This window comes from Streptomyces sp. NBC_00386 (assembly GCF_036063235.1).
GTDB lineage: Bacteria > Actinomycetota > Actinomycetes > Streptomycetales > Streptomycetaceae > Streptomyces.
The window spans coordinates 5664883-5690273 of record NZ_CP107950.1; the positions used below are offsets into that span (position 1 = coordinate 5664883).

General features: G+C 72.5%; 23 protein-coding genes. 14 read left to right on the forward strand and 9 right to left on the reverse strand.

Translation table 11 applies throughout. The annotated features are described in order from the left end of the window. Positions 1-54: 54 nt before the first annotated feature. Positions 55-492, reverse strand: coding sequence for a hypothetical protein (locus tag OG780_RS24980; protein ID WP_328451695.1), 438 nt, complete (start codon positions 490-492; stop codon positions 55-57). A 148-nt stretch (positions 493-640) separates the two neighbouring features. Here OG780_RS24980 and OG780_RS24985 point away from each other — a divergent pair, with 148 nt between their 5' ends. The 3 genes from OG780_RS24985 to OG780_RS24995 all read left to right on the forward strand — a co-directional run bounded on the left by OG780_RS24985 (position 641) and on the right by OG780_RS24995 (position 3924). Beyond that, positions 641-2245 carry an aromatic amino acid ammonia-lyase gene (locus tag OG780_RS24985; protein WP_328458354.1) on the forward strand — a complete coding sequence of 535 codons (1605 nt, stop codon included), beginning with the start codon at positions 641-643 and terminating at the stop codon, positions 2243-2245. Between the two features lie 89 nt (positions 2246-2334). Next, positions 2335-3222: a MurR/RpiR family transcriptional regulator gene (locus tag OG780_RS24990; protein WP_328458356.1), complete on the forward strand. Its 888-nt coding sequence runs from the start codon at positions 2335-2337 to the stop codon at positions 3220-3222. Between the two features lie 132 nt (positions 3223-3354). Continuing rightward, on the forward strand, positions 3355-3924 hold the full coding sequence (locus OG780_RS24995) for a hypothetical protein (protein ID WP_328451697.1): 570 nt from the start codon (positions 3355-3357) through the stop codon (positions 3922-3924). Positions 3925-3955: 31 nt separating this feature from the next. Here the strand turns inward: OG780_RS24995 and OG780_RS25000 are convergent, their stop codons facing one another. The 5 genes from OG780_RS25000 to OG780_RS25020 form a co-directional block, all read right to left on the reverse strand. Then, positions 3956-4330, reverse strand: coding sequence for a hypothetical protein (locus tag OG780_RS25000; protein WP_326787344.1), 375 nt, complete (start codon positions 4328-4330; stop codon positions 3956-3958). A gap of 14 nt (positions 4331-4344) precedes the next feature. Then, positions 4345-4851 (reverse strand): roadblock/LC7 domain-containing protein, encoded by a 507-nt coding sequence (locus OG780_RS25005; RefSeq protein WP_328451699.1) that lies wholly within the window; start codon positions 4849-4851, stop codon positions 4345-4347. Positions 4852-4916: 65 nt separating this feature from the next. Continuing rightward, a complete protein-coding gene (locus tag OG780_RS25010) occupies positions 4917-5729 on the reverse strand; it encodes a transcriptional regulator (protein WP_443062202.1) in 813 nt (270 codons plus the stop codon). Beyond that, positions 5726-6133 (reverse strand): hypothetical protein, encoded by a 408-nt coding sequence (locus OG780_RS25015; RefSeq protein WP_037628227.1) that lies wholly within the window; start codon positions 6131-6133, stop codon positions 5726-5728. The genes OG780_RS25010 and OG780_RS25015 overlap by 4 nt, the downstream gene beginning before the upstream one ends. Positions 6134-6535: 402 nt before the next feature. Then, positions 6536-7960, reverse strand: a complete 1425-nt coding sequence (locus OG780_RS25020) for a diaminopimelate decarboxylase (protein WP_328451704.1) — start codon at positions 7958-7960, stop codon at positions 6536-6538. Positions 7961-8076: 116 nt separating this feature from the next. Between OG780_RS25020 and hutU the strand changes: the two genes are divergently transcribed. From hutU to hutI, 4 genes are all read left to right on the forward strand, one after another. Then, entirely contained in the window at positions 8077-9750 is a 1674-nt protein-coding gene (gene hutU, locus OG780_RS25025) for a urocanate hydratase (protein WP_328451706.1), read from the forward strand. Further along, positions 9747-10970 (forward strand): allantoate amidohydrolase, encoded by a 1224-nt coding sequence (locus OG780_RS25030; protein WP_328451708.1) that lies wholly within the window; start codon positions 9747-9749, stop codon positions 10968-10970. Before hutU ends, OG780_RS25030 begins: the two co-directional genes overlap by 4 nt. Next, positions 10967-12325 carry a formimidoylglutamate deiminase gene (locus OG780_RS25035; RefSeq protein WP_328451710.1) on the forward strand — a complete coding sequence of 453 codons (1359 nt, stop codon included), beginning with the start codon at positions 10967-10969 and terminating at the stop codon, positions 12323-12325. The genes OG780_RS25030 and OG780_RS25035 overlap by 4 nt, the downstream gene beginning before the upstream one ends. Before the next feature lie 71 nt (positions 12326-12396). Next, positions 12397-13572 carry an imidazolonepropionase gene (gene hutI / locus OG780_RS25040; RefSeq protein WP_328451711.1) on the forward strand — a complete coding sequence of 392 codons (1176 nt, stop codon included), beginning with the start codon at positions 12397-12399 and terminating at the stop codon, positions 13570-13572. Positions 13573-13643: 71 nt separating this feature from the next. Here the strand turns inward: hutI and OG780_RS25045 are convergent, their stop codons facing one another. Then, positions 13644-15227, reverse strand: a complete 1584-nt coding sequence (locus tag OG780_RS25045) for an RICIN domain-containing protein (RefSeq protein WP_328451713.1) — start codon at positions 15225-15227, stop codon at positions 13644-13646. Between the two features lie 379 nt (positions 15228-15606). Next, on the reverse strand, positions 15607-16524 hold the full coding sequence (locus OG780_RS25050; protein ID WP_328451715.1) for an RNA polymerase sigma factor SigF: 918 nt from the start codon (positions 16522-16524) through the stop codon (positions 15607-15609). A gap of 250 nt (positions 16525-16774) precedes the next feature. Between OG780_RS25050 and OG780_RS25055 the strand changes: the two genes are divergently transcribed. The 6 genes from OG780_RS25055 to OG780_RS25080 all read left to right on the forward strand — a co-directional run bounded on the left by OG780_RS25055 (position 16775) and on the right by OG780_RS25080 (position 22518). Then, the gene (locus tag OG780_RS25055) at positions 16775-17143 is read left to right on the forward strand and encodes an STAS domain-containing protein (protein ID WP_326787354.1); all 369 of its coding nucleotides are present in this window, start codon (positions 16775-16777) and stop codon (positions 17141-17143) included. A 276-nt stretch (positions 17144-17419) separates the two neighbouring features. Further along, entirely contained in the window at positions 17420-17983 is a 564-nt protein-coding gene (locus OG780_RS25060; protein ID WP_328451718.1) for an ATP-binding protein, read from the forward strand. 337 nt (positions 17984-18320) lie between these two features. Continuing rightward, positions 18321-19058 (forward strand): LPXTG cell wall anchor domain-containing protein, encoded by a 738-nt coding sequence (locus OG780_RS25065; RefSeq protein ID WP_328451720.1) that lies wholly within the window; start codon positions 18321-18323, stop codon positions 19056-19058. Between the two features lie 30 nt (positions 19059-19088). After that, a complete protein-coding gene (locus OG780_RS25070; protein ID WP_328451722.1) occupies positions 19089-20066 on the forward strand; it encodes a COG1470 family protein in 978 nt (325 codons plus the stop codon). 5 nt (positions 20067-20071) lie between these two features. Then, the gene (locus tag OG780_RS25075; protein ID WP_328458361.1) at positions 20072-21181 is read left to right on the forward strand and encodes a hypothetical protein; all 1110 of its coding nucleotides are present in this window, start codon (positions 20072-20074) and stop codon (positions 21179-21181) included. A gap of 62 nt (positions 21182-21243) precedes the next feature. Next, a complete protein-coding gene (locus tag OG780_RS25080) occupies positions 21244-22518 on the forward strand; it encodes a hypothetical protein (protein WP_328458363.1) in 1275 nt (424 codons plus the stop codon). A gap of 136 nt (positions 22519-22654) precedes the next feature. Here the strand turns inward: OG780_RS25080 and OG780_RS25085 are convergent, their stop codons facing one another. Continuing rightward, positions 22655-24151, reverse strand: coding sequence for an oligopeptide:H+ symporter (locus OG780_RS25085; RefSeq protein WP_328451724.1), 1497 nt, complete (start codon positions 24149-24151; stop codon positions 22655-22657). 526 nt (positions 24152-24677) lie between these two features. On the opposite strand from OG780_RS25085, the gene OG780_RS25090 reads away from it, so the two are divergent. Next, a complete protein-coding gene (locus tag OG780_RS25090; protein ID WP_018566970.1) occupies positions 24678-25355 on the forward strand; it encodes a response regulator transcription factor in 678 nt (225 codons plus the stop codon). Positions 25356-25391 lie beyond the last annotated feature (36 nt).

Consider the following 25391-nt stretch of genomic DNA (forward strand, 5'->3'; position numbering starts at 1 on the left):
CGAAGGGCCCGGCACTCGTCCCGAGTGCCGGGCCCTTTCGTATGCCACCGGTGCCTACTCTTCCCAGTCCGACTCCGGCCGGTTCCTGCGGCGGCCGAAGAGGCCGGGGGAGAGGCGCGCCGCCTGGACCACGTTCACTCCGACGATCCCGCCCCAGGCGACGAGCAGACCGGGCAGGTGCGCGACTCCGCCGCCGATCGCGGACAGCGGGATCGCGAGGACGAGCGAGACGATCCCGAAGCCGAAGCGCTCGCCCCAGGAGTCGGACGACTGGGGTGAACGCGCGCCGCGCGCCACCACCATCTGCTGTTCCGCGAGCCGGCGCCGCACCCGGCGGTCGACGGCACCGTCGAGGCGCTGCTCGACCTTCTCCAGGAAGGAGTCGACCAGCGCGGATTCGTACTCTTCGCCGAGTTCCTTGCGCGCGTGCAGGGTGGCGTCGAGTTCCTTCTTCAGCTCCGCGTCGTCATGGCGGGCGTTCATACCGGTCATGTCCATCACGTTAGGCAGCGGAGGTGCCCGTGGCACTGGGGGTAGCCCCCCTGTTGCGGCGGGGCCGAGCCCCCGGAAGACGCCCCTTGCCCGGTCTGCATATCGTCATGCAGAGTTCTCGGTATCTGAATAGAAGGGTGTGCGTGTGGTGTCGTCCCGGATCGTGGACACGTCGTGTGCGGTGACGCCTCCGGCGGCCGTCGCACTCGTGGTCCTGGACGGCCGCGGCACCGGAGTCGACGACGTCGTACGGCTCGCCGACGGGACCGCGCGCCCGGTTCCCGGCACCGAGGCGATGAAGCGGGCCGAGGAGTCCTGGTGCGCCGCCCGGCGGATCGCCGCCACCGGCCGTGTCTACGGACGCTCCACCGGCGTCGGCGCCAACCGCGACGAGGACGTGCCGACCGAGGCGGCCGCCGGCCACGGACTGCGCCTGCTGCGCAGCCATGCCGGCGCCATCGGTGAGGAGCTGCCCGCCCGGCAGGTCCGGGCGATGCTCGCCGTCCGGGCGAACCAGCTCCTCGCGGGCGGCGCCGGACTGCGGCCCATCGTCGTCACGGCGCTGTGCGAGGCGCTGGAGAGCGGCGCGTACCCGGTCGTCAACGAGTTCGGCTCGGTCGGGACCGGGGACATCGCCGCCCTGGCCCAGGTGGGCCTGGCCCTCGCGGGGGAGCACCCGTGGAGAAGCCCGGACGGCTCGGTGGTGCCGGGGCGCGAGGAGCCGGGTACGCGGTCCGGCAGGGGGCCGGCTCCCAGGCCCCTGGCGCTCGACAACGCCGCTCCCGGGCCCCTGGCGCTCGACAACAACGACGCGCTCGCGCTCATCAGCAGCAACGCCCTCACCGTCGGACAGTCCGCCCTCGCGCTGCACGAACTGCGCGGACTGATCGGCGCCACCCAGGTCGTCGCGGCCTTGTCGCTGCTGGCGGTCGACGGGTCCCACGAGGCCTACGCGGCGCCGGTGCACGCCGCCCGGCCGCACCGCGGGTCCATCGAGGTGGCGCGCCGGATGCGGCAACTGATCGGAGCCGCGGACCGGCCCACACCGCCGCTCGGCCGGATCCAGGACCCGTACGGCTTCCGCTGCCTGCCGCAGATCCACGGTCCCGCGCACGACGCGGCGGACGCGCTGGAGGAGGTCCTCTCGGTGGAGATCAACGCCGCCGCGGAGAACCCGCTCATCTCCCCCGAGGACATGGCCGCCTACCACCACGGCGGCTTCTACCAGGCACAACTCGCCCTCGCCCTGGACCACTTCAGGCTCGCCGTCACCCAGGTGGCACGTCTGTCCACCTCCCGCCTGTCCACCCTCAACGAACCCGCCTACACCCGGCTGCGCCCCTTCCTCGCCGATCAGGAACCCGCGTCCTCGGGGGTGATGATCCTGGAGTACGCCGCCGGTGCCGCGCTCGGTGACCTGCGGGCCTTCTCCGCGCCCGCCTCGCTCGGCCACGCTGTACTCTCCCGGGGCGTCGAGGAACAGGCGAGCTTCGCCTCGCTCGCGGCACGCCAGACCCTGCGTGCGTGCGGCGCGTTCCGTCTCGTCGTCGGCTGCGAACTGGTCGCCGCGGTGCGGGCGCTGCGCCAGCGCGACCTGCGGCCCGACCCGGGGCTGCCGGCCGGGCGGGCACTGGAGCTGGCCGAGGCGGCGCTCGAACCGGAGCAGGCCGACCGGCCGCTCACGGACGATGTGACGGCGGCCGCCGCGCTGCTCGACCGGTTCACGGACATCTGGAGGGGGAGCACGTCATGAGCACGGTCAGCGACAGGGCCGCGGGCGGCGACAAGGACGGGGACGGCAAGACGATGGGGGGCGGCGAGGTCATGGGGGGCGGCAGAGCGATGGGGTTCGGCGAGACGGCCGGGGACGGCGGCGTGGAGGGCGGCACCGGTGTGAGCGACAGCCCCGCCGGACGGCTCCAGAGCCTCTTCGAGGGGCGCCGGCTCACCCCGACCCAGCGGCGCATCGCCCACAGCATGGTGCGCAGCGCCGCCGACGTGCCGTTCCTGTCCAGTGTCGAACTCGCCGAACTCGCCGGAGTCAGCCAGCCCTCCGTCACCCGCTTCGCGGTCGCGCTCGGCTTCGACGGCTACCCGGCGCTGCGCAAGCACCTGCGCGAGGTCGCGCCCGCCGAACCGGCCGCCGACACCGCCTCGTACAACGAGTACCAGCAGGCCGTCGAGGCCGAGATCGAGAATCTGCGTCACCTCGCCGCCGTGCTCGCGGACCCGCGTCCGGTCGCGAGGGCGGGGCGCCTGCTGGCCGCGTCGCGTCCGCTGCCCGTCCTCGGGCTGCGCGCCGCCGCCTCCCAGGCCTACGGCTTCGCCTACTTCGCCGCCAAGGTGCACCCCGACGTCCGGCTGCTGCACGAGGGCGGCACGATGCTCCAGGACCGGATCGACGCGACCGTACGGGCCGGGGCCACGGCCCTGCTGTGCTTCGCGCTGCCCCGCCACCCGCGCGAGGTCGTCGAGGCCCTCGGCTACGCGAAGGAGGCCGGGCTGACCGTCGTCACGGTCGCGGACTCGGCGTTCGCGCCGGTCGCGAAGGTGTCCGACCTGCTGCTCCCCGCCGCCGTCGGCACCGGCCTCGCGTTCGACACGGCGTGCGCGCCGATGCTGCTGGGCCGCGTTCTGCTGGAGGCCATGTGCGACGACCTGCCGGACGCGCAGGCGCGGCTGGAGCAGTTCGACGTGCGAGCCGCCGCACGGGGACTGTTCGTGGAGTAGACGCCGGGGCGGCGATTCGGCCGTTTCTCAGACGCGTCTCACCTTCCGTGGCTAATCTGCCCGCCCAAAGACATGCGGGCGCGACGGCGGTCGACGGCGTGCCCGTACAGGCGCTGAGTCGGGAGGCGGATCGTGGCGCGCGGAGGACAGGGACTGGCCCGGGTGGCCGTCGTGGTGCGGGCGGGAGCCGCACCGCTGTGGTGGTACGGGGTGCTGGCCGCCGGAGTCGGAGTACTGCTCCCCGGGCTGACCGGGCGCAGGATCGGCGTCATGGCGGGGGCCGCGCTGTTTCTCGTCACGGCGGCCGTGGTGGCGTACTGGCGCAGGAAGCGCTACGACGCCCTGGTCCGCTCGGCAGCCCGCGCGGGTAAGCACGATGTGCTCCAGGACCGTGCCGTGACGCTGCGCAACTGGCGCCGGGGCCACCGCTGGTGGCTGCTGCTCGCCTTCGCCGCCGCGCTGGGCAGTTCGTTCGCCGTGCCCGCCGCGGGCGGCATGCTGCTCGCAGGCGCGGGCGTCGGACTGTGGCTGAAGGCCGCCCGGCTCGGGCGGCTGGAGCGTGCCGAGCAGGCGCTGATCTGGGTGCGTGTCGACTGGCTCGGCCCGCGCGCCGGTGCCCCCGTGGGCAAGCCGGTCCGGGCCGTCCGGGCCACCGGAGTGGCGGCGGGTGACGCCGCGCCCGGTGGGGCGCGGCGTCACTGACCGGAGCGGTTCCGGACCCGGTGGCGTGGGGCTAGACCTCCAGATCGGCCTCGATCCTCTTCAACTGGTGCCGGGCCATCGCCAGGTTGGCGCGCTTCTGGTCGAGCACCAGGTACAGGAAGAGGCCGTTTCCGCCACGCCCCTTGATCAGCCGGATCAGGTGGTACTGGTCGGAGAGGGTGATCAGGATGTCCTCGATGTCGCCCTTCAGCCCGAGGTGCTCCATGGTGCGCAGCTTGGCGCGGACCACGTCGGTGTTGCCGGCGGCCGCGACGGTGAGGTCGAAGCTCTTGCTGCCGCCGATCGTGCCCAGCGCCATTCCACTGGTGTAGTCGACGAGGGCGGCTCCGGTCGCGCCCTCGATGGCGGCCAGTGCCTCTTTGAGCGCGGTCTCGGTGTTCGTCATGATGGGTTGCTCCTTCAGCTCTCTGATGTTCTCGGGTGGTTGGTGACAGGAGTGGATGTGGTACGCGGAGTGGTGCCGCGTGGGGTGCGCGTGCGGGACGAGGCCTTCGCGGAGGTCCTGGCCGGTTCGGCGGCCGGTTCGCCGCGAGCCGTGGCGGCGTCGACGAGTTCGCCGATCCGGGTGCCGGAGCGCCGCCCCTCCAGGTGCAGCCGGCCGACGTTGACCCGGTCCTGGGCGAGCAGGGTCAGCACGGCGGAGCCGCCCGCCGCGTATGTCGCGACATAGCCGTGCACACCGCGCACCAGCAGCTCACGCAGGTCGCCGTGGCCGGTGGACTCGGTCATGCGGATGGCGACCCCCAGGGCGGCCGCGGTGAGCGCGGCCAGGCCGTCCGGCTCCACGCCGGGTGTGTCGTGGGCGAGGACGAGACCGTCGGCGCTGGCCGCGAGCGCTCCGGTCAGCTGGGGCACGCGGGCCCTCAACCGATGGAGTTCGTCCAGGACTTCGGCCTCCGCCGCCATCAGCAGTCTCCTCTCGGCACGCTGTCGTAGCGCGCGGATCACAAGGCCTCCCGCGGGGTTGGGACTCACAAGGCCTCCAGCGCGACTCTGAGCCGTCGCAGCAACGCGACGTCGGGATCGGTGGAGGTCTGGGTGAGCACGCTGGGCGGGGGAAGCGGCTGCGGTTCGGGCGCGGCCGTCACGAGGCCGGCGGCGGCGAGGCGGCGCAGGTCGACGAGCGTGTGGAAGGCGGGCCGCCCCAGCGCGAGGGACACGTCCGCCGCCGTGCGGACGCCGTCCACCCGGCCGAGGACGGCCTCCTGGCGGAACGGCACCGTCGGCCCCGCGGCGAGCAGGGCGCGCCGCAGCGGCGCGGTGTCGGTCGCCGGGTCGGGCCAGATCCGGTGCAGGAGTTCACGCCGGCGCACCGTCTCGCGCTCCAGCGCGGCGACCGGGACGGGGCGGAGCGGGCCGAACCAGTGCGCGGCGCCGTACCGGAAGCGGCTCGGGGTGCTGCTCGGCCCGAGCACGAAGTACGCGGCGTCGTACAGGGAACCGAGGTGGCACAGCTCCAGCGCGCCCTCCGCGATCCGCCCGCTGTCGATCAGGAACCGGCCGACCCGGCGGCGTGCCCCGGCCGCGGCGACCGCCTCCTGCCACACCTCGGGAGCCAGGACGCCGTGGACGGAGAACAGGACGTCGAGCCCGGGTGTGGCCGGGCTCTCGGCGTGCACCACCTCGCCGTCGGCGAGGTAGAGGGTGCCGCGCTCGCGGATGAGGACGCCGGTGGCCCGTTCGTCGGCGAGCCGGCTGAGCATCGGTGAGGCGCCGCCGGGGGCGCCCGGTGCCGTGTCGCGTACGGGGAGCCGGGGCGGGGGAGGTGTCCGGACCGTGGTCATACGAGCACCAGCCGTCCGGCCATCTCGCCCAGCCGGATGCGTGCCAGGGCGAGGTTGCCGTCCGAGCGGGCCAGCCACAGATGGAGGAACACGCTGCTGTCGAAGGCGGTCCGGACGAATCGCAGGACGTGGTAGCTGTCGCGGTTGCTGATGATCAGGTCTTCGATGGGGGTCTCCTGGTCGGACCACTCGGACCAGTCGGAACCGCCCTTGGGGGCGAACGAGCGGTTCTCCGCGGCGAGCCGGGCCAGCTCGGCGGCCTCCGCCGCGGTCGTCTCGTGGTCGTCGCCCGGAGCGTCACCGACCGTGCCCAGAGCCAGGCCACTGGTCCAGTCGACCACCGAGGCGCCTCGCGCGCCGGGCAGTGTCATGGCCTCCAGCAGGCACTCGTCGATACCGGGCACCGTGTCTCCCTCCCGCCAAAGGGTTCGGCCGAGTGACGCCGAAGTTACGCACTGTGTGCACGAGAAGGGAGTGATCCGGCATTTTCCTGTGGAAAATGCCCGCGCTGACTAAGGTGGGTCAACTGACCACATTCTCAGGCGCGCTCAAACCACCTGTGGTGCGTTCGTGCTGCCCTGGAGCGGTGAGGCGGGGGCGTACATGGGTGCGAACGGGCGCCCGCCGTTTTCCGTGCGCCCCGGTGTCCGCCGGTCGGCGCGGTGCCGGTCGGTCGGTGCCGCCCTTCTTGGATTCGCCCCCTCCGCCCCTTCCCGTCCCGTCTCGGGGCTCCGCCCCGGACCCCGCTCCTCGAACGCCGGAGGGGCTGGATGTGGCGGTCGGTCGGCGGGGGGATCTTCGCCGGTTTACAGGTCGGTGAGTGCGCGGGTGTGTGCGCCGCCCGACTCCGCGACGATCTCGTCGAGGGTCTGCGGCTCCCGCACGACCGTGAAACGCACGCCTCCCGCGTCGCCCCCGGCCGGTGCGAAGCCGTAGACGCCGGGGCGGGCGAGCGAGTTGTACGCGTAGTGGTGGGCGAAGTAGTACGCGCCCGTGTCCAGCGCGGCCACGTGGTCGCCCTGTTCGAGCAGCGGCAGCGGGCGGCCCTCGGCGAGCAGGTCGCCCGCGAAGCAGGCCGGGCCCGCGACGTCCTGGACGACGTCCGGCCCCGTCTTGGGGCGGCCCTTCGCGTCGTACGCGACGATCCGCAGCGGCCAGGACCCCGGCGCGTACACCGTGCGGGTCGCCACCTGCACCCCGGCGTGGGTGACCGCGATCGCCCGGCCCCCGGCGGACTTCGCGTACTCGACCCGGGCCAGCACCGTCCCGTGCTTGGCCAGCAGCGACCGCCCGAACTCGGTGACCAGCCCGTACCGCCCGTCGAACAGCCCCGGTGTCACCTCCGCGAGCAGCCGCGCGTACTGCTCGTACGTCGGTGCCATGGCATCGGAGGTGAAGTCGACCGGCAGCCCGCCGCCGATGTCGATCGTGTCGACCTGCCGTCGCCCGACGTGCCGGTTGATCTCCTCGGCCAGCGCGTACGTCTCCGCCACGCCCCGCGCCATCAGCGGGAGCGGCATGCCCTGCGAGCCCGAGTGCGCGTGCAGCCGGGTCAGCCAGGGCCGGTCGGCGTACGCCCGCAGGATCCACGCGCGGGCCCCTTCGTCCCGCAGCGCGACCCCGAACTTGGAGGTCGCCGTCGCCGTCGACAGTGCCTCGATCGAACCCCCGCCGACCTGCGGGTTCACCCGGATTCCGAGGGGGGATCCGGTGACGGCGGAGCGGACGGCGACGTCGATGCGGTCCAGCTCCTGCGGGCTGTCCGCGTTGACCGCGACGCCCAGCGCCAGCGCCTCGCGCAGTTCGGCGGGCGTCTTGGCCGGCGAGTCGAGCACGGTCCGCCCGGGCGGGATCCCGGCCGCCGTGGCGAGTGCGAGCTCCCCGGGGCTCGCCACCTCCGCGCCGATGCCCTGCTCGCGCAGCAGTCGCAGTACGGGCACGAGGGGCGTCGCCTTCACCGCGAAGGTGTGCAGCACGGGAGTGCCGGGAGCGGTCACGGCGTCGAAGGCGGCGTGCAGCGCGGCGGCCGAGGCCCGGATGCCGGGGACGTCGAGGAGCGCGACGATGGGACGGTCGGGAGCGAGGAGCCCCTGCTCCACGGCGGCCCGCACGGCGTCGTCCCGCCGTGAGACCCGCACCGCGTCCGAAGTCCCCGCCGAAGACACCGCAGCCCCACCCGTCCCCTGGCCGTCGTCCGCCCGATCCCCTGCCCTGTCCATGTCTGCGCCCATGCGTCCCAGCCAAACACCCGAGAGGGGGGCGCGCGGGGCCACGCACCTATTGACTAGCTCTATTCAAAAGGCCAGGATGTGAATATCTATAGCAACAGTCCGCTGGGAGGCAGACCATGTCAGGACCCCGCCCCGTCCGAGCGCCGCGCGGTACGGAACTGAGCGCCCTGGGATGGCAGCAGGAGGCCGCCCTGCGGATGCTGCAGAACAACCTCGACCCCGAGGTCGCCGAGCACCCCGACAAGCTCGTCGTCTACGGCGGCACCGGCAAGGCCGCCCGTGACTGGCGCTCCTTCGACGCCATGGTCCGCACGCTGCGCACGCTCAAGCAGGACGAGACGATGCTCGTCCAGTCCGGCCGCCCCGTCGGCGTCATGCAGACCCACGAGTGGGCCCCGCGCGTCCTCATCGCCAACTCCAACCTGGTCGGCGACTGGGCCAACTGGGAGGAGTTCCGGCGCCTGGAGCAGCTCGGCCTCACCATGTACGGCCAGATGACCGCCGGTTCCTGGATCTACATCGGCACCCAGGGCATCCTCCAGGGCACCTACGAGACCTTCTCCGCCGTCGCCGCGAAGAAGTTCAACGGCACCCTCGCCGGGACCATCACGCTGACCGCCGGCCTCGGCGGCATGGGCGGCGCCCAGCCGCTCGCCGTGACGATGAACGACGGCGTCGCCATCTGCATCGACGTGGACCCGCGCGCCATCGAGCGCCGGATCGAGCACCGCTACCTGGACGTGCGGGCCGACTCCCTGGAGCACGCCCTCCAGCTCGCCGTCGAGGCCCGCGACCAGCGCAAGCCGCTCTCCATCGGCCTGCTCGGCAACGCGGCGGAGCTGTTGCCCCGCATGCTCGCCGAGGGCGCCCCCATCGACATCGTGACCGACCAGACCTCGGCCCACGACCCGCTCGCCTACCTCCCCGTCGGCATCGACTTCGACGACATGGCCGACGCGGCCGCCAAGGACCCGGCGGGCTTCACCACCCGCGCCCGCGAGTCCATGGCGAAGCACGTCGAGGCGATGGTCGGCTTCATGGACGCGGGCGCCGAGGTCTTCGACTACGGCAACTCCATCCGCGGCGAGGCCCAGCTCGCCGGGTACGACCGCGCCTTCGCCTTCCCCGGCTTCGTCCCCGCCTACATCCGCCCGCTGTTCTCCGAGGGCAAGGGCCCCTTCCGCTGGGCGGCCCTGTCCGGCGAGGCCTCCGACATCCACAAGACGGACAAGGCGATCCTCGACCTCTTCCCCGAGAACGAGTCCCTGCACCGCTGGATCAAGCTGGCCGGCGAGCGGGTCCACTTCCAGGGCCTGCCCGCCCGTATCTGCTGGCTCGGCTACGGCGAGCGCGACAAGGCCGGCGAGCGCTTCAACGACATGGTGGCCTCCGGCGAACTCGCCGCCCCCCTCGCCATCGGCCGCGACCACCTCGACTGCGGCTCCGTCGCCTCCCCGTACCGCGAGACCGAGGCCATGCTCGACGGCTCCGACGCCATCGCCGACTGGCCGCTGCTGAACGCCATGGTGAACGTCGCCTCCGGCGCCTCCTGGGTCTCCATCCACCACGGCGGCGGCGTCGGCATGGGCCGCTCCATCCACGCGGGCCAGGTCTCCGTGGCCGACGGCACCAAGCTCGCCGGCGAGAAGATCCGCCGCGTCCTGACGAACGACCCTGGCATGGGCGTCATCCGCCACGTCGACGCCGGTTACGACATCGCCGAGTCCGTCGCGGACGAGCGCGGTGTGCGCATCCCGATGCGCGAAGGCGACGAGGGCGGCGACGCGTGACGTTCCACAGCATGTGGGCGGAGCTGCTGCCGATCGGCCGCAGCTCCGCCTCCGGCGGCTACCGCCGGTTCGCCTGGACCGGGGCCGACACCGACTGCCGCGCCTGGTTCCGGCAGCAGGCCGAGTCCCGCGGGCTCACCTACGAGCTCGACCGCAACGGCAACCAGTGGGCCTGGCTCGGCGACCCCGCCGCGGGGGACGCCGTGGTCACCGGGTCCCATCTTGACTCCGTGCCCGACGGCGGCGCCTTCGACGGACCCCTCGGCGTCGTCTCCTCCTTCGCCGCGCTCGACGAACTCCGCGCCCGCGGTGTCCGGTTCACCAAGCCCCTCGCCATCGTCAACTTCGGCGACGAGGAAGGCGCCCGCTTCGGGCTCGCCTGCGTCGGCTCCCGGCTGGCCGCCGGACAGCTCACCGTCGAGCAGGCGCACCGGCTCACCGACGCCGACGGCATCACCCTGCCGCAGGCCATGGAACGCGCCGGGTACGACCCCGCCGGCATCGGCCCGGACCCCGAGCGGCTCGGCCGGATCGGCGCCTTCGTCGAACTGCACGTCGAGCAGGGCCGCGCCCTCGACATCGGCGGCGACCAGGTCGGCATCGCCAGCGCCATCTGGCCGCACGGCCGCTGGCGCTTCGACTTCCGGGGTGAGGCCAACCACGCCGGCACGACCCGGCTCGTGGACCGCCACGACCCGATGCTGCCGTACGCCGAGACCGTCCTCGCCGCCCGCCGCGAGGCCCGGCTCGCCGGCGCCGTCGCCACGTTCGGCAAGATCGCGGTCGAGCCGAACGGCGTGAACGCCATCCCCTCCCTCGTGCGCGGCTGGCTCGACTCCCGCGCCGCCGACCAGGCGACCCTCGACACGGTCGTCGGCGGCGTGGAGAAGGCTGCCCGCGAGTACGCCGACGCGCAGGGCGTCGAACTCGACGTGATCCGCGAGTCGTTCACCCCCGTCGTCGAGTTCGAGCACGCGCTGCGCGACGAACTCGCCCGCATCCTGGGCAAGGACCGGGACACCGTTCTGAACGTCCCGGTACTGGGAACCGGCGCCGGACACGACGCCGGAATCCTCTCCGGCACCGTCCCGACCGCCATGCTGTTCGTACGCAACCCCACGGGTGTCTCGCACTCCCCGGCCGAGTTCGCCGCCGAGGACGACTGCGTGGCCGGGGTGACCGCACTCGCCGACGTACTCGAAGGGCTGGCCTGCAGGTGACGCAGACGTACTGGCTGGAACACGCCTGGCTCGGCACGAACGTCGAGCCGGGCGTCGCCGTGACCGTGTCGGGCGTCGGCTCCGAGGCCGGTGCCGACGGCCGTGTCACCGACGTCCGCACCGGCGTCGACACCCCGCCGCCGGGAGCCGAGATCCTGCGCGGACTCACCCTCCCCGGCCTCGCCAACGCCCACTCGCACGCCTTCCACCGCGCCCTGCGCGGCACCGTCCAGGTCGGCTCCGGCACCTTCTGGACCTGGCGCGAGATCATGTACTCGTTCGCCGACCGGCTGACCCCGGAGACCTACCACGCGCTGGCCCGCGCGGTGTACGCGGAGATGGCGCTCGCCGGAGTCACCGCCGTCGGCGAGTTCCACTACGTGCACCACGCCCACGACGGCACCCCCTACGCCGACCCCAACGCCATGGGCGAGGCACTCGTCGCCGCCGCCGCCGATGCCGGGATCCGCATCACCCTGCTCGACACGGCCTACCTCTCCTCCGGCTTCGGGCAGCCGCCCAACCCGCACCAGCGGCGCTTCTCCGACGGCACCGCCGAGGCCTGGGCGGAACGCTCTTCACTTCTCAAGGACCGGGATCACGCACGGATCGGCGCGGCGATCCACTCCGTACGGGCCGTGCCCGCCGGACAGCTCGCCACCGTCGCGCGCTGGGCCGAGGAGCGGCGCGCCCCGCTCCATGTGCACCTGTCCGAGCAGACGGCGGAGAACGAGGCCTGCCTCGCCGCCCACGGCTGCACGCCCACCCGTCTGCTCGCCGACCACGGTGTCCTCGGACCGCGCACCACCGGCGTCCACAACACGCACCTCACCGACGAGGACATCGCCCTGCTCGGCGGCTCCGGCACCGGCACCTGCATGTGCCCGACCACCGAACGCGACCTCGCCGACGGCATCGGCCCCGCCGTCGCCCTCCAGCGCGCGGGCTCGGCCCTGTCGCTCGGCTCCGACAGCCACGCCGTCATCGACCTCCTCGAAGAGGCCCGCGCGATGGAGCTGAACGAGCGGCTGCGCACCCGGACCCGCGGTCACTGGACGGCCGCCGCCCTGCTGCGCGCCGCCTCCGCCGACGGCCACGCGGCCCTCGGCTGGGACGACGCGGGCACCATCGAGACGGGCGCGCTCGCCGACTTCACGACGATCGCCCTCGACTCGGTCAGAACAGCGGGACCGGTGCCACGCCTCGGCGCGGAGACAGCCGTATTCGCGGCCACGGGCGCCGATGTCCGGCACACGGTCGTGGCGGGCCGGCACGTCGTGCGCGACGGCGCGCACACGCTCGTACCGGATGTGCCGGCAGCGCTCGCGGACGCCGTCCAGGCGCTGCGCTCCTGACTCCCGGGAGGGTGGGAGAACCCGCCCTCCCGACGCCCCCCACCAGCAGTCCCGCCACCCCTGAGGACGCCATGAGCAGCACGACCGTCATCACCAACATCGCCAGTCTGGTCACCAACGATCCCTCCCTGGGCGACGGTTCCCCTCTCGGTCTGATCCAGGACGCGGCCGTCGTCATCGACGGCGACCGCGTCGCGTGGACCGGTGAATCAAGCAAAGCACCCGCCACCGACAACCGGGTCGACGCCGGCGGCCGCGCGCTGATCCCGGGCTTCGTCGACTCCCACTCGCACCTGGTCTTCGCCGGCGACCGCACCCAGGAGTTCAACGCCCGCATGTCCGGCCGGGCGTACAGCGCGGGCGGTATCCGCACCACCGTCGCCGCCACCCGCGCCGCCTCCGACGAGGAGCTGGAGCGCAACCTCACCCGCTACCTGCGCGAGGCCCTCCGCCAGGGCACCACGACGTTCGAGACCAAGTCGGGCTACGGCCTGACCGTCCGGGACGAGGCCCGCGCGCTGCGCATCGCCGCCTCGCACACCGACGAGGTCACCTACCTGGGCGCGCACATCGTCTCGCCGGACTACGCCGACGACCCGGCCGGCTATGTCGCCCTGGTGACCGGCGAGATGCTCGACGCCTGTGCCCCGTACGCCCGCTGGGTGGACGTCTTCTGCGAGAAGGGCGCCTTCGACGGCGACCAGGCGCGGGCGATCCTCACGGCGGGCAAGGCGAAGGGCCTGCACCCGCGCGTGCACGCCAACCAGCTCTCGTACGGCCCCGGTGTCCAGCTCGCCGTCGAGCTGGACGCGGCGAGCGCCGACCACTGCACCCACCTGACCGACGCGGACGTCGACGCCCTCGCGAGCGGCGGCACCGTGGCGACCCTGCTCCCCGGCGCGGAGTTCTCCACCCGCGCCGAGTGGCCGAACGCCCGCAGGCTGATCGACGCGGGTGTCACGGTCGCGCTGTCCACCGACTGCAACCCGGGTTCGTCCTTCACGTCGTCCGTGCCCTTCTGCATCGCGCTCGCGGTACGGGACATGCGGATGACCCCGGACGAGGCCGTGTGGTCGGCGACCGCGGGAGGCGCGAAGGCCCTGCGCCGGGACGACGTGGGCCGGATCGCGCCGGGCGCCTACGCGGACCTGACCCTGCTGGACGCCCCCAGTCACGTCCACCTCGCCTACCGTCCGGGTGTCCCGCTGGTCACCGGCGTCTGGCGGCGCGGCGTCCGCGAGGTCTGAGCGCGCCGACGGAGGCGGGCCGAGGCCGGCCGGCGTACGCGGACAGAGGCGGGGCGGGCCGAGGGGAACCGTCAGGTGGTGCCCGCGCGCCAGCGCTGGCCCGTACCCCCGTTCAGCGGCACCAGGGTCAGCCCGCCGTCGCCGTCCGGTGTCAGCGCCGTCTCGATGGCCACGGCCGGGCGGATCACACCGTCCCCGTCGACGGTGAAGCGGAGGTTGTCGCCGTGGTCGCCGTCGAGCGAGGAGCACTCCCAGATGCCCACGCCCTTGTCGACCGAGCCGCGGCTGTCCAGGCAGAAGCCGTCGTCGGCGGCCGACCGGAGGGAACCGCTGCCGGTGTCGACGCGCCAGCGCTGGGTGGAGGAGGAGGTGCAGGGCGCGGTGATGACGTCCGTGCGCTTCTCCAGGTCGCCGTCGCGGATGTCCAGGCACAGTCCGGAGGCGACGTTCACCACCTGGGCGTAGGAGCCGCCCGGCGGGCGGAAGACGGCGGTCGGGGTCGGCTTCGGGCTCGGTGACCTCGGCGGCGCCGATGTGCGGGACGGGGAGGGCGACGCGGACGTCGCCGACGGCGACGGCGAGGCCGAGGCAGTGGGGGCCGACGGGGTGACCGGGACCGTCGCCGTGATGGTCACCGCGGGCGGGCCCGAGGGCGTGGCGACCGAGCCCGCCGCGTCCGCGGACGGCGTGCCGCCCGGGGACAGCAGCAGGAAGAGGACCGGCGCCAGGGCCACGCCGAGCGCCGCCGCCGAGGTCAGGACGACCCGGCGGGACGGCGGCCAGGGCAGCACCGACGTCCGCGGGGCGGCGGGAGGTCCGGGTGGGGCGGCCCCCGCCGCCGGCTCGTCGTCCGCGACGTACGCCGTACCCGCCCACGGCAGCAGGCCCTCGGCCAGGGCGGAGCGCGGATGGTCGCGCAGGGCGGTCAGTTCCTCGTACGCGGACGAGCAGTGCGCGCAGCGCGCCATGTGGGTGTGCAGGTCGGTGCTGGAGCGAGGGTTGTCGGGCCGCACCGACTCCTCGATCAGTCGGCGGAAGTCTCCGCAGCGCGGATCGTCCGAGGCGGCCAGCCGGTACTTCAGACAGGCCTGGCCCAGGGACTGGAGTGCCTGGGCGGTGCCGTACGTGACGTCCTCGGCCGTGAGGCCGAGCATGACCGCCGTCCGTTCCGCCGGTTCGCGCTCCACGACCGCGTACCAGATGAGCCCCTGGGCGCGGGACGGGAGGGACTGGAAGGCCGGGAGCAGCGACGGGACGGGGCCGCCGGGGCCCGCCGTGCTGAGGACGAGGAGCAGGCCGGGGTCGAGGCCCGCGGCCCGCTGGTCCCGGGCCCACGAGGCCGCCGCCACCCGCCCGGTGAGCAGCAGGAGGCGGTGCCGCCAGGGGACGTTCGGGTCGATGCCGCGTGCCGTCTCGCGGGCCGCGAGGGTGAAGGTCTGCGCGGCGAGCTGGCCGGCCCCGGAGTCGCCGGTGGTGCACAGCCGGGCGTAGGCGAGGACCGAGGCGCGGTGGCGTGCGCGGAGTTCCTGGAGGGCCGCGTACGCGGTCGAGGTCCCGGCGCGCAGCAGCTCGGTCAGCCGCGCGTCCGACGCGCCCGCGGGCAGTTGGCCGCCCCCGGCCGCGGTGTCTCTGCCGGGCGGGTCGCCCTGCGCCATGTTCGTCCGCCTCCCCGCACCTGGTGCGTGCTCGTCCCGTCCTGACGTACCGGCCAGTTTGGGATGCCCATAGTGACGGGATCGGCCCGCTGGGAAAAGAGTTGTCGGACAACGATTCCATGGGAGCGCTCTCAACCTCCCCGCGCGACAGGCAAGTTGTCTGTGCTGCGCAGAAGTTCCCCCGAGTCCGGGGCGAGCGGCCCGGACTCGGGGGACGGACCGGAGTGCCGCGGGGAGGACGGGTGGCCGGCGGGGCGGGCGGCCGGCGGGGCGGGCGGCCGGCGGGGAGGCCGGGCGGGCTGCCGGAAAGACGGAGCGGTCCGGCGCTTTCGGCGCCGGACCGCTCCGATGCGCGGCCGCCGTGGGCCGCGAAGTCCTGTCACTCCTCGACGGTCAAGCCCTTGCGGAGTCGCACGAGGGTGCGCGACAGCAGCCGGGAGACATGCATCTGGGAGATGCCGAGTTCGTCGCCGATCTCGGACTGGGTCATGTTCGCCACGAACCGCAGGGAGAGGATCTGCCGGTCGCGCTGCGGGAGTTCCGCGATCAGCGGCTTGAGGGACTCCACGTACTCGATGCCCTCGAGGCCGTTGTCCTCGTAGCCGATGCGGTCCGCGAGCGCGCCCTCGGAGTCGTCCTCCTCGGGCTGGGCGTCCAGCGAACTGGCCGTGTAGGCGTTCGACGCGGCCATGCCCTCGACGACCTCGTCGCGGCTGATGCCGAGCCGTTCCGCGAGCTCGTTCACGGTCGGCGCGCGGTCGAGGCGCTGGGCCAGTTCGTCACCGGCCTTGGCCAGGTCGAGCCGGAGTTCCTGGAGCCTGCGGGGTACCCGCACCGACCAGGAGGTGTCGCGGAAGAAGCGCTTGATCTCGCCGATGATCGTCGGCATCGCGAAGGTGGGGAACTCGACGCCGCGGCTCAGCTCGAACCGGTCGATCGCCTTGATGAGGCCGATGGTGCCGACCTGGATGATGTCCTCCATCGGCTCGCTGCGGGAGCGGAAGCGGGAGGCGGCGAACTTCACCAGCGCGAGGTTGAGTTCGACGAGTGTGTTGCGGACGTACGCGTAGTCGTGCGTGCCCTCTTCGAGGGACTCCAGCCGCGCGAAGAGCGTCTTGGACAGAGCCCGTGCGTCCACCGGCCCCACCTCGTCGTACGGGGGGATCTCCGGAAGTCCGGTGAGTCCGGTGAGTGCGTCGACTCCGTCGGTTCCGGTTCCGTCGACGTACTCCGGGGATTCCGGAGAAGGTGTCGACGTCGCCGTCAGGTTCTGCGATGCGTCGAGCCGGGGTGACATGTGTCCTCCATCGTTCTCGGCATATGGCCGCCGATGCCGATACGTGCACTGCGGTGTGCGGCGCCTCCAAAGCCGGCCGGGGTCGGATAGGTGTCTCTACTAGCCCTACCCGGTTTGCCGAACTCACCGCAAGTGTCGTATGCGATGAAATGTCCATTTTCATAGGGTTGTTCGGGTGTCGGGTGACGTGGAGAAGGCGTAGTGTTCGAGTGCGTACATCAGTAGTCGCGACACTCGGGAGAGAGACGGCATGGACCGTGGGACGGTCGGCAGCGCTCAGTCTGGCCGGCTTCTTGTCGAGGTGCGGGAAGAGGGCACGAGTGCCGTCGTGACTCCCGCGGGTGAGCTCGATCACCACACGGCCGATCTGTTGCGTGAGCCACTCGAAGGGTGCCTCGAAAAGGGGTACGCGCGACTGGTCATCGACTGCTCCCGGCTGGAGTTCTGTGACTCCACCGGGCTCAACGTGCTGCTCGGTGCCCGGCTGAAGGCCGAGGCCGCGGGCGGCGGGGTCCATCTGGCCGCGATGCAGCCGGTGGTGGCACGGGTCTTCGAGATCACGGGGGCGGAGGCCGTCTTCACCGTCCACGACACGCTCGAAGCGGCGCTGTCCGGCTGAGCTGCGGGGTCTTCTGCCATGGCGCCGTCCTCGTCCCGGATGCCCCTGCGTGACCGGCGCGTTACTCGCGTCACGGGTTCCGTGCCGAATAAATGGGTGTTCGGACGGTTCCGTCGGGCAGGAGACATCCTGGATGCGTCGGCGGTCCAGGGGCCGGCGGCCGGTGCGGCGCAATTTGTTGATCCACAAGCGGCGAAAGCCGTTGATCCATCCGTACTGAGTACTGCGTACTGAGTCTTGAATCGTGAACCGGTGAATCGGTGAGGTGAAGCGCTGATGAGCACCACCCGGCCCTGCTCGCCGGGCGACCGCGGCCCGGAGTCGGGCGACGGCGGCGCTTCCGCGGTGTCCGCGCGGAGCGCGGCGCCCGTGGACGGCGCGACGTCCGTCGACAGCGCGGCCCCGGTCGGCGCGGCCCCCGCGCCCGTCGGGCGTCAGGCCCGCAGGCTGAGCCTCGACGGCGAGAGCGGTGTCGTGCCGCTCGCCCGCGATTTCGCCCGGCAGGCGCTGTACGCGTGGGGCTGGCTGCCCGCGGCGAGCGCCGACCGGCGAGCGGCCGCCGAGGATGTCCTGCTGGTCGTCTCCGAGCTGGTCACGAACGCCTGTCTGCACGCCGAGGGCCCGGACGAACTCCGGATCTCCTGCGACAACAAGGTGCTGCGCATCGAGGTCTCCGACCGGGGGGCGGGCCAGCCCGCCCCGCGCACCCCGCACCGCGCCGGGCGCCCAGGCGGCCACGGCATGTTCATCGTGCAGCGGCTCTGCCTGGACTGGGGGGTCGTACGGACGCCCGGAGTCGCGGGCAAGACGGTGTGGGCGGAACTCGGCGCCCCCGCGTAGCCCATAGGCCCGCCCGTCTGCGTCCGGTGGCGGCCCGGTTCATCGGCCCGGTCGCCCGCTTCCGGTGGCCCGGTTCATCCGCCCGGCCGCCCGTGTCCGGTGGCCCGGTGCACCGGCCCGGTGCTCGTCGTCGGCCCGGTCCGGCCCGGCCGTGAACCGCCCGCCGGTTTCCCGTTCTTGGTCACCCGCGGTTCGAACCCCTCTTCGTGCGGCGCCCGATGCGCGCCGGATCCCCACGGATCCGGCGCGCACTTTGTCTTCCCTCCACAAGTCCCCGGGCGTACCTTGACGGCCGATCTGATGTTCCGTCAGGAAATCGCCAAGGATGCCGTCAGGAATGAGGGGCAGGCCCGTGTCGTACCGGACGTACCAGAAACGAACCGCCGCGCTCGCGTTCGCCGCGGCCCTGGCCGGCTCGGCGGTGCTGACGGCCGCCCCCGCAGCCCAGGCCGCCGTGGTGGACGTCAACTACCAGTGCAAGACGCCGATCGGCGACAAGAGCGCCGTCTCGCCCATCGACATCAAGAGCGTCAAGAGCGGCAGCGCCTACAAGCTCACCATGTCCTGGCAGAAGGGCGTCTCCTCCAGCCCGGTCGAACTCGGCAAGGGCGCGATGACGCCGAGCGCCGTCATCAAGGTGGGCGGCGCGGACAGCGGCACGGTGGCGGTCAGCGGCGCGGCCAACGCGGCCGCCATCCCCGCCAACACCCCCATCAAGATCAATGACTTGAGCGGAACCTACACGCCGAAGAAGTCCGGCAAGGTCACCTTCACCGCGGGCGTCCTCACCATCAAGGCCCTCGGCACCACGACCACCTGCACGCCCTCGAACAGCCCGGGGCCCTCGCTGACCCTCGACGTCACGGCGGCCGGCGGTTCGGGCTCGTCGACCTCGGGCTCCTCCGGCTCCGGTTCCAGCGGGTCCCAGAGCGGCACCGGCTCCGGTGACTCCCTCCCGCAGACCGGCCCAGAGGACTCCGTGATCGCTCTCGGCACCCTCGGTGGAACGGTCCTGCTCGCCGGCGCGGCAGGCGTGCTGTGGCTGACGCGCAGGCATCAGGCGGTACGCCGCTGACCGCCCCGCACCACGACCTGGAGCCGCCGCATGCCGTACGCACTCCCCGCCGCCCACGTACTGGGCCTGACCCTGGTGCTGCTGAGCGCGGCACCGACGGCCCTGGCCGCCGAGGGCTGGTCCGTCGTCCCGGCCTCGGGCGGCACGGCCGGCGGACGGCCCTCCGTCTACGCGGAGGGCGCTCCCGGCACGGTCCTTCAGGACGCGGTGTCCGTGCTCAACCCGGGTGCGCGTCCCCTCACCGTCCGGCTGCGCGGCGCCGACGCGGACAACACCGCCGACGGAGGCTTCACGGTCCGCGAACGGCCGGCGGACGCGGGCGCGTGGATCGCCTTCGCCGGACACACGGACGGCCGCAGGACCGCGGTGCGGGAGCTGTCCGTACGGGTACCGGCGCGCACCCGTGCCGACGTGCCGTTCACCATCGGCGTCCCGGCCGGGGCGGCGCCAGGTGACCGTCCCGGCGCGATCGTCGCGAGCGGCGGCGGCCGCACCTCGGCGGTCCGGGTCCAGCTCCGGGTGGCGGGACCGGCGTTGTCGGCGCTGACCGTCGAGCACGTCAGGGTGGGCGGCGGACGGATCTCCTACGAGCTGGTCAACCGCGGCACCACGGTCCTCGCCCCGCGGCTCGCCGTGCACGCCGACGGGGTCTTCGGCACCCTGCTCGACCGGGGCCCGCGCGCCCTGCCCGTCGAGCTCCTGCCCGGCCGCCGCGTCACGCTCCACGAGCCGTGGACCGGCCCGCCCTCGCTCGACGCGGCGGACGTGCGGCTGACGGTGACGGCGGCGGGCGGTGTGCGCTCGACGGCGACCGCTTCGGTCCGGTTCGTGCCGTGGGGGCCGGTGGCCGGGGCCGGAGCCGCCCTGGTGGCGCTGCTGGGTGCCCTGTCCGCCGTACGGCACCGCGGGCGGGCCGGGGTGCGCGGGCGTCCCGGGCGCCGGGCGCGGGACGGCAGGGCCGGTGAACAGAGCTGCACGGAAGTCGAGTTGACGGGGGCGGTGTCGTGAGGGTCCTGGGCGTCAGGATACGGACGGCGGTCCTGGGGGCGGTGCTGGCGCTCGTCCTGGTCCCGTCGGCGGTGGCGGGCTCGGCGCTGCCGGCGTCCGCCGCCGGGAAGCCGAGCGTCACGCTGTCCAAGTCCGAGGCGGGAAGCGGCGGTTCGATCACCGTCACCGGCAGCGGATGGCGGCCCGGGACGCTGCTGATGATGCTCATCTGCGGGCAGTCCGTGCCCGCGCGCGGGGTGATCGGCGGCACCAACTCCTGCGCCAACGCCGACGGACGGGCCGTCACCACCGACGCCAAGGGCGGCTTCAGCAAGAAGCTGCCGGTCGCCGAACCGCCCAAGCCCTGTCCCTGCGTGGTGCATGTCGCCACCGTCACCGGGGAGAAGGCCGAGGCCGACGCCATCTTCATGGTGGCCGGCCACGCGGTCGAGCCGCTGCCGAAGGAGGAGGGCGGCGGCCGGATCGCGGTACTGACCGACCCCCGGCTCGACGGTTCGAGCGGTCTGCTGACCTGGTTCGGCTCACCTCCCTCGCGCACCCTCGTCCTCACCGTCGGCAACGTCGGCACCGGCCCCGTGAAGAACCCGGTCTTCCAGGTCGGCACCTCCCACGGGGTGTTCGCCCCGCAGTGGGAGGAACAGCAGTGGCGCGGCACCATCGCGCCCGGCCGCAAGGCGCAGATCAGACTCCCGGTCGAACTGTCGGCCGGGGCGCACGGCGACTACACGGTCTCGCTGAGGTACGGCGGGAAGGTGCTCGCCGAGCAGCCCTGGGGCGTGGGCCGCCCCTGGGGAGTCACCGTCTTCTGGATCCTGCTCTGCGTGGTCGTCCCGGCCGGGGTGTTCCGTGCCGGCATGGCCGTGGTGGACCGGGTGCGCCCCCGCAGGTCGGCCGGGCGTGCGGGCCGGCACCGGGGGCTGAGGCCGGCCGAGCTCACCCTGCGCATGCCCTGGGTGAACGCCGCCCCCCGGACACCGGCGGACGACTCGGCCTCCCCGGTTCCGGCCCTGCCCTGGTTCACCGCGGACAACGATCCGGGGACCGGGGCGAACGGTCAGCTCTCCGCACCGCAAGAGAACGGTCCGACGACGCAGACGAGGAAGGGGCACACGTGAGCAGGCAACGGAGAGTGGTACCGGCCCAAGGCCGCAGAGCGGGCGCGGCCGGGGTCGCGCTGATGCTCGGCGGTGCGGGCATCCTGCTGGGGGTGGCCGCCGTTCCCGCGCAGGCCGCCGAGGTGTCGTACAAGACGGAGTGCATTCCGCCCGCGATCTCCGGGCTGCCCGCTGTGCAGGGCATCACGAAGGTCGAGATCACCGCGCCCGCCGAGGCGAAGGTGGGCGACGAGGTCACCATCACCTGGAAGTTCGCCCAGGCCGCCTCGAAGAACCCCGACGTCCTCGACCTCGACAAGGACACCGTCAAGCCCACCGGCACGCTGAAGGCGGGCGGCGCGCAGACGGCGGACATCGCGATGGAGGGGCCGCGCACGAACCCTGCGATCCCCAAGAACAGCGACATGAAGCTGTCCGACATGACGGGCAGGCTGAAGCTGACGACGGCGGGCGATGTCACGCTCACCCCGGACGCGTACAACATCAATGTCAGCAAGCCGATCTCCACCGACACCAAGTGCACACCCAAGGAGGCGGTGACCCCCTCGGCGACCATCAAGGTGACGAGCGGCGGTGGTTCGGGCGGCACGCCGACCCCGACGCCGACGCCGACGCCCACCCCCACTCCGACGTCGCCGAGCGGTTCGGCCACCCCGTCGCCGAGCGGCAGCGGGACCGACGGGGGCGCCGACACCGGCGGTTCCGGCGGGCAGACCGACTTCACGGGCAAGGAGGTCTCCGTCCCCTACGCGTGCAAGACGCCCATCGGAGACAAGAACGCCACCTCGGCCGTCCAGATCAACGCCAAGAAGAACGGCGGGAGTTTCGCCCTCACCGTGCAGTTCAAGGCGTCGGTGATGGACAGCCCGGCGGACATCCCCGCGGATTCCGTGAAGCCGTCGATGGAGGTGGTCCTGGGCGGCGCCGACAAGGGCACGGTGCATGTGGAGGGTCCGACGAACTCCGCGCCCATCAAGTCCGGCGACCCGATCGAGGTCCCCGATCTGACGGGCACCTACAAACCGGGCGCGACCGGTAGTTCGACCCTGTCGCCGGGTGTGCTGACGGTGATGGCCCTGGGCACGACGACAACCTGCACCCCGACCAAGTCCGAGGTCTCCCTGACCCTGGACACCTCGCAGCAGGCGAGCGGCGCCTCGGGCGGCGGGTCCACCTCGTCCGGCTCGGGTTCCGCCGGTACGTCCTCCAGCGGCGGCCTGGCGGAGACGGGCTCCGACAGCCACAGCGCCCTCAAGGCGCTCGGACTGGTGGCGGGCACGGTCGTCCTGCTGGGCGGCGCGGTCTTCACCTTCATGCCGGGCCGCCGGACACGGTGACCGGCACCGGCGCCCGCCGGCCCTGACCGTGGCACTCGCCCCGGTCCCCGCCCCGGCCGCCGGCCGGCCGCGGAAACGGCGAGGGGCCGCCGCACCGAACGGTGCGGCGGCCCCTCGCCGTGTCGTGGGACCGACGTCAGTGGACGTCGCCCATGAGCTGCTTGACCTTCTTGCGGTACATCCACACCGCGACACCGGCGATCACGGCGAGCGTGGCCTCCAGTGCGACGATGCCCGTCTTGTTGAGGTCGACCTCGGCGATGGAGAGCAGACCGGTCGTGGCGTCACCGGCGGTGACGGCCAGGAACCAGACACCCATCATCTGGGAGGCGTACTTCGCCGGAGCCATCTTCGTGGTGACGGAGAGGCCGACCGGGGAGAGCAGCAGTTCACCGACGGTCTGCACGAAGTAGATCGCCACCAGCCACATCGCGGCCGCCTTGTGACCGCCCTCGGCGATCGTCAGCGGGGCCAGGAAGAGGAAGAACGACGCGCCGACCAGGATCAGACCCGAGGCGAACTTCGTCGCCGTGCTCGGCTCCTTGCCTCGCTTGTTCAGCCACAGCCACGCCCAGGCGAAGACCGGGGCCAGCGCCATGATCATGACCGGGTTGACCGACTGGTACCAGGAGACCGGGAACTCCCAGCCGAAGATGGTGTTCTTCGCCGACTCGTCGGCGAAGATCGACATCGTCGAGCCGCCCTGGTCGTAGATCATCCAGAAGACGGCCGCGGCCACGAAGAACCAGATGTACGCGGACATCTTCGACTGGTCGGCACGGTCCAGGGACTTGTCCCGCTTGATGCGCCCGATGACCATGACCGGGATGACCAGGCCGGCGATCGTGATCGGGACCAGCAGCCAGTTCAGCGTGTAGTGGCCCGAGAAGCCGACGATCGAGTAGAAGACGACGGCGACAGCGGCCCACAGCGCGGACTTGCGCAGCGTCGCGGACTTCTCCTCGGCCGTCAGAGGCGTGGGGACCTCGTGCGAGCGGGCGCTGAGGTGACGGCCGCCGAGCAGGTACTGGACGAGGCCCAGCGCCATGCCGAGCGCGGCGAGGGCGAAGCCCAGGTGCCAGTTCACGTTCTCACCGACGGTGCCGATGATCAGCGGAGCGGCGAAGGCGCCGAGGTTGATGCCGACGTAGAACAGCGTGAAGCCACCGTCACGGCGCGCGTCGTCCGGGCCGTCGTAGAGGTGGCCCACCATCGTGGAGATGTTGGCCTTCAGCAGACCGGAACCGACCGCCACGAGGCCGAGGCCGGCGTAGAAGGTTCCGGAGGAGGGCAGAGCCAGCGTGAGGTGGCCCAGCATGATGATCAGACCCGCGACGGCGACCGTCTTGCGGGGGCCGAGGACACGGTCGGCGAACCAGCCGCCCGGCAGGGCGAGCAGGTACACCAGGGAGAGGTACACCGAGTAGATCGCGGTCGCGGTGGCCGCGCTGAGGTGCAGACCGCCAGGTGCCACCAGGTACAGCGGGAGCAGTGCCTTCATCCCGTAGTAGGAGAAACGCTCCCACATCTCGGTCATGAAGAGAGTGGCCAGTCCGCGGGGGTGGCCGAAGAAGGTCTTCTCGGAGCCGGAGATTCCCGGAGTCGCCGAGTCCTTCGTCAGGCTGGACGCCATTTCGATCCTTGCTGGTCGGGACGCGCTGTTGGGGGGTCCCCTCGCTCACGGGGAAACCGAGAGCTCGGGGGAATTGCGCGCCCATGGGGGGCGGCCGGCACCGGCGGGATACGGCGTCCGTCCCCACGCCCACGGGGAGTCCGCCCCGGAAGTACCGGAGCGGCGGACGGCGACCACCGGGATCCACGCCCGGCACGCGTCAGCGTGTCCGGGCCCGGCCACAGGTCTTTCCTTCGAGGCTGGCTGTCACCAGCCCGCACACAGAAGAGACCTTCAGCATCAAGTTCGAGCCAAAGGTCCCGATGTGGTGCAACAGGCGTTCGGTCACCTTACGACATCACAATGCCCCATATGGAAGGACTTGAGATATGGATCACAGGCAATCATGGAACCACGAGCGATCTTTCGAAGGTGTCAGCAACGATCTCATCCCACACCCACAGGTAAGAAACATCCGGACGGAGGGTGTGAATCACGGAGGCGGATCACTGCCCGGGCGTACTCCACGGCGGACTACCATCACCCCATGACCCGTGTACTGCTCGCCGAGGACGACGCGTCCATCTCGGAGCCGCTGGCCCGTGCCCTGCGCCGGGAGGGTTACGAGGTCGAAGTCCGCGAGGACGGCCCCACCGCGCTCGACGCCGGAATGCAGGGCGGTGTCGACCTGGTCGTCCTGGACCTCGGACTGCCCGGCATGGACGGCCTGGAAGTCGCCCGCCGGCTCCGCGCCGAGGGCCACACCGTGCCCATCCTCATCCTCACCGCGCGCGCCGACGAGGTGGACACCGTCGTGGGCCTCGACGCGGGCGCCGACGACTACGTCACCAAGCCGTTCCGGCTCGCGGAACTCCTCGCCCGGGTACGGGCGCTGCTCCGGCGCGGCGCCGCCGAACCCCAGCAGCCGCCCGCCACCCACGGCGTACGCATCGACGTCGAGTCGCACCGCGCCTGGATGGGCGACGAGGAACTCCAGCTCACGGCGAAGGAGTTCGACCTCCTGCGGGTCCTGGTCCGGGACGCCGGCCGCGTCGTCACCCGGGACCAGCTCATGCGCGAGGTCTGGGACACCACGTGGTGGTCCTCCACCAAGACCCTCGACATGCACATCTCCTGGCTGCGCAAGAAGCTCGGCGACGACGCCGCGAACCCCCGCTACATCGCGACGGTACGAGGCGTCGGCTTCCGCTTCGAGAAGAGCTGAGGCCTCACGGGAGACTCCCGGAGGGGGCCGGTCCCG